This is a genomic window from uncultured Sulfuricurvum sp., assembly GCF_937936435.1.
Lineage (GTDB): Bacteria > Campylobacterota > Campylobacteria > Campylobacterales > Sulfurimonadaceae > Sulfuricurvum.
Genome location: NZ_CALDDG010000046.1, coordinates 1 through 4,749 on the forward strand (window position 1 = coordinate 1; position 4,749 = coordinate 4,749).

The 4,749-nt window shown below is 48.7% G+C and carries 5 protein-coding genes; 1 reads left to right on the forward strand and 4 read right to left on the reverse strand.

From position 1 onward, the window contains the following. From Q0389_RS05595 to Q0389_RS05610, 4 genes are all read right to left on the reverse strand, one after another. Positions 1–343, reverse strand: a 343-nt coding sequence (locus Q0389_RS05595; RefSeq protein ID WP_298692521.1) for a PHP domain-containing protein, incomplete at its 3' end; no start/stop codon positions are given. A 60-nt stretch (positions 344–403) separates the two neighbouring features. Next, positions 404–850 carry a YaiI/YqxD family protein gene (locus Q0389_RS05600; protein WP_298692523.1) on the reverse strand — a complete coding sequence of 149 codons (447 nt, stop codon included), beginning with the start codon at positions 848–850 and terminating at the stop codon, positions 404–406. Next, a complete protein-coding gene (locus tag Q0389_RS05605; protein WP_298692526.1) occupies positions 834–1,478 on the reverse strand; it encodes a DUF2238 domain-containing protein in 645 nt (214 codons plus the stop codon). Before Q0389_RS05605 ends, Q0389_RS05600 begins: the two co-directional genes overlap by 17 nt. Before the next feature lie 2 nt (positions 1,479–1,480). Continuing rightward, complete coding sequence (locus Q0389_RS05610) at positions 1,481–2,746, reverse strand: malic enzyme-like NAD(P)-binding protein (protein ID WP_298692528.1); 1,266 nt, start codon at positions 2,744–2,746, stop codon at positions 1,481–1,483. Positions 2,747–2,904: 158 nt separating this feature from the next. Between Q0389_RS05610 and Q0389_RS05615 the strand changes: the two genes are divergently transcribed. Continuing rightward, positions 2,905–4,533: a methyl-accepting chemotaxis protein gene (locus tag Q0389_RS05615; protein WP_298692531.1), complete on the forward strand. Its 1,629-nt coding sequence runs from the start codon at positions 2,905–2,907 to the stop codon at positions 4,531–4,533. The last annotated feature ends 216 nt before the right edge of the window (positions 4,534–4,749 follow it).

Sequence of the window (4,749 nt, forward strand, 5' to 3'; positions counted from 1 at the left end):
AAAAGCCGTTGATATAGGCTTGGGAAGAGAGGTACATCAGATTTTTGTATCCCGCCTCGTTTTTGGCAAACAAACAGACGTGAAAACGCTGTTTGATCGTTTTATCCCCCAAATCTTCACCGTTATGGATATACGCTTCCATCCCGATGATCGGTTTGAGCCCTTCTTTGCGCATCTGCTGATAAAAATCGATCGCACCGAACATATTCCCATGGTCACTCATCGCGACCGAGGTCATCCCCAGCTCTTTGACACGCGCCGCCAGTGCGGAAATTTTGTTTGCACCATCGAGAAGGGAATATTCGGTATGCAGATGCAGATGGGTAAAAGGAGGGATACTCATAAAAAAATGCCTTGAAAAAAAGTAAAAAGATTATAATCTCTCATGGGTAAAGAGGAGCTTTCAAATCCGTTTTGAGAGTAATTTATTCAACCCGTCCGCAAAGGCGCGAACCGTTTTTTCTCCGATAGCACTGGGGCCGCCCGTAATCTCGCCGCTATTGCGCAACTCTTCCATCAGATTGCGCATAGCGAGGAGATATTTGATATTGTTTTCATCGTAAATCGTCCCTCTGGGATCAAGCCCTACCGCCCCTTTCGCAACGATCCGATCCGCCAGAGGGATATCGGCGGTAATAACCAAGTCCCCCGTTTTGCACAATTCGGCGATACGGTGATCGGCTTCATCGGGTCCCTGTTCCACAACGATCATCGAAACATGGTGTACATCGGGGAGTCCGATCTTCTTATTCGCGATAAAAACGGTAGTGATCTCCCGTTTTAAAACCGCTCGCATCAGTATCTCTTTGAGCGCGTTGGGAAATGCGTCGGCATCAACGAGAATAGTCATATTTGCTCATCCTTTGAATCAATCTATCATGAAGACGTGCACAGCAAACAATGGCTGCACTTGCACCGATGAGGGCAAAAAACATATCCGACTGGGTATCCCAGACATACCCCTGCGTCCCCAGAAACTCATCGGCACCCTGCCCCATCCAAAGCGCCGTAGCCCATTCGATCAGCTCGTACGAGGCACTGATCGCCAGTACGATACAAATAACGATAAAGTTCAGCATCCGCCATCCGTTGACATAATCTCCGCGTATCAGAATTTCACGCGCGATCAGTGCCGGAGCGAACCCTTGCATGAAATGACCGATTTTATCGTACGGATTACGATCGATATCCAGCCACTGTGCGATCTCGAAGCCCAAAGGGACCCGCGCATACGTATACATCCCTCCGAAGATGAGGACAATCATATGGATAAAAATAGCCCCGTAGAGCAGGGAAGTCAACGGAAACGAACGATAGGTCCGAGCAAGAATCGGTAATGCGATCAGCACGGGGATCACTTCCATCAGCCATGTCAAGCGGTCATACGCATTCAGCCCCGAATAAACTAACAGCCCGATAATGACGACCAGAGCCGCTATCAGTGTTTGTATATATCCGTTAGTGCGTGAATTAACCATGTCTATGCCAAACGCTCCGCCAGAGTGTGTCTGTATGCTTCGAGATCGAATGTTTCGATCCGTGCTACGCCACTTTTGACCGCCGCTTCCGCTACGCTCGCCGACACTTCGACGATCAGCCGTTTATCAAAAGGTTTGGGGATGATGTACTCTTTGCCGAATTCCAGTTTCGTACCATAAAGTTCTTCAAGATACGGGGGAATTTCACACTGCGTCAAAGCCGCCAACGCTCTGGATGCCGCTACTTTCATCTCCATATTAATCGTTTTGGCCCGAACATCCATCGCTCCGCGAAAAATAAACGGAAAGCCCAAAACATTATTCACCTGATTCGGATAATCGCTTCGCCCGGTGGCGATGATCGCATCGGTCCGTACGGCACGAACCTCTTCGGGAAATAGTTCGGGAACGGGATTGGCCAACGTAAAGATAATAGGGTTCGGAGCCATCAAAGCGATCTCTTCGAGCGAAAAGCTCCCCGGTGCCGAGAGTCCGACTACGACATCGGCATTTTCAAAGGCCTCTTTTTGTGTCATCCCTTCCGATGCAGCAAACTCGCGCTTTTGCGGGTTTAGATCGTTTCGGCCTGCATGGATAAGCCCTTTGGAATCGGACATATAAATCTCTTTGACCCCCATAAATCGATAAATACGGGCACAGCTGATCGCTGCCGCTCCCGCTCCGATGATGACCACTTTAAGATTCTCCATCGAACGTCCCGTAATGTGGCATCCGTTCATGATTCCCGCCAGTGAAATCACGGCCGTACCGTGCTGGTCATCGTGCATCACGGGTATATCGAGCCGTTCCACGAGACGCCGCTCGATCTCAAAACACTCCGGTGCTTTGATGTCCTCGAGATTGATCCCTCCGAATGTCGGAGCGATCGCCGCCACGGTATCGCAAAAACGCTCGATATCGGTCTCATCGACTTCGATATCATACGCATCGAGATCACTGAATTTTTTAAATAAAATCGCCTTCCCTTCCATCACCGGTTTGGAGGCCAAAGCCCCTAGATTCCCGAGTCCGAGTACCGCCGTGCCGTTAGAGATCACGGCGACGAGATTCCCTTTCGAGGTATAGCGGTATGCATCATCAGGGTTCTTTCGGATTTCCAGACACGGTGCGGCGACACCCGGAGAATAGGCCAGAGACAAATCGCTCTGCGTCATAAACGGTTTGGTTATGCGTGTCGCTATTTTCCCCGGTTTCGGATCGGCATGATAATCTAATGCTTTTTGGTTCAATTCACTGTCGTGACTCAAATCGACTCCTCGGATATAATTACAATCCATTATACAATAACTCCCTTTTGCAAAATACCCCTCGATAAATATGCCGAGTCCTATTTTTTTTAAAAAAGCCTAGAATTGAAGATTTTTATATTACTATATCTCTATGTGTAACCGCAAAAGGATAGAAAATGTTGGATAAATTGTGTATTCGTACCCGTTTGACGGCCTTGAACGTTTTTGTGATCGTCGTACTGGCTATTTTAACGACTGTGTCGCTCGTAGAGTTGAAAAACGATTTAATGAACTCTAAAAAAGTGATGCTTAAAACCCAGATCGATACGGCGTGTGCATTGATGGCCTATTATGAAAAAGAGGCAAGCGAGGGAAAAATATCCAAAGAAGAGGCTCAGAAGAGTGCTAAAGAGGCAATCAAAAATCTCCGTTACAACAAAGAGGAATATTTCTTCATCCTCGATACCAACCTACGGGGCGTAATGCACCCGATCAAGCCGAAACTGGACAATACCGATCTCTCCGGTATCAAAGATCCCGACGGAAAACATCTTTTCGTCGAATTTGCCAACGTAGCGAAAGCAAAGGGGGAAGGATATGTCGATTATATGTGGTCGAAACCGAATAGCGAAACTCCTCTGCCGAAACTCTCATACGTCCGCCTTTTCCCTCAATGGAACTGGATTATCGGGAGCGGCGTTTACGTCGATGACGTCGAAAGCGAATTCAACGGTATCGCTATCCCGATGATCGGTATCGCGCTGGTTTTATTGGTTATTCTCTCCCTTTTTGTAGGAGCTCTTCGAAATTCCATTACGACCAAACTCTCCAGTATGCAAAGCATGGCTCAGGAACTTGCCAACGGTCACGGCGACCTGACCAAACGCCTCACGATCGACGGACAAGACGAACCGGCGAAAACAGCGGCTTCGATCAACGAATTCATCGAAGCGACACAGATGATGGTTCAAAGCGCCAAACGCTCTTCCGAAGAGAATGCTTCCGTAGCGACGGAACTCTCGCAAACATCGCTCGGTATAGGGGTGAGAATGGAAGAAGAGGCCAAACTGGTCGATAACATTCATGCCGGTACGGAACAGCTTATCTCCCGTCTTAACCTCAACAAGCGGGAGAATGAAAAGACCCGCGAAGAGATCGTTTCCGCTAATGAGATTTTAAAAGTCTCTCAGAATGAACTCAATACGATGATGAGCATGATCCGCAACAGTGCGGAAGTCGAAACCGAATTTGCAGGCAAACTTCATGAATTGACAACCAATGCCCGCCAAATACGCGAAGTGCTCTCCGTCATCGGAGAGATCGCAAACCAAACCAATCTCCTTGCTCTTAATGCCGCGATCGAAGCGGCGCGGGCAGGCGAACACGGACGCGGTTTTGCGGTCGTTGCCGATGAAGTGCGCAAACTGGCCGAACGGACACAGGGAAGCCTCACCCAAACCGATGCGACCATCACGATGATTGTCGCGTCGATCGAAGAGGCAACCGTACAAATGGGACACAACGCACAACAAATCCAAGAAATTGAAGAGAAATCGCATCGCGTGGAAGAACAAATCGCCCAAACGGTAGAAGTTGTCCGTCAGACGACCGATGCGATCAAAAAAATGGTCTCCGAAACCGATAGCAATGCCAAAGAAGTGGAGAGCATGGGTTCACGTCTGGCAGAGATCAATGCCCTCTCCCGCGACAATACCCGCAGTGTCGAAGAAATTGCCGAAACGGCCAAACATCTTTCCGATGTCGTCGAAAGCCTCAATGACAGACTGAGCCGATTTCATTCCTGAAAGTGACGCTATTCGTCACTCACGCAACGCGCGTAAATCTCCTCTTTTTTCGGGGCGGTTGCCACCCCTCCGAGTTTGAATCCGACGACATACGCCTCTTTATCGTTCAACGAATCCGCCGTCCAATAATAACGCTGCATCATCACGCCGAAATAGTGCATGTCCACCGTCAGATCGGAAGAGCACACGTCTGAACTCCAGTCACATTCCTTTATC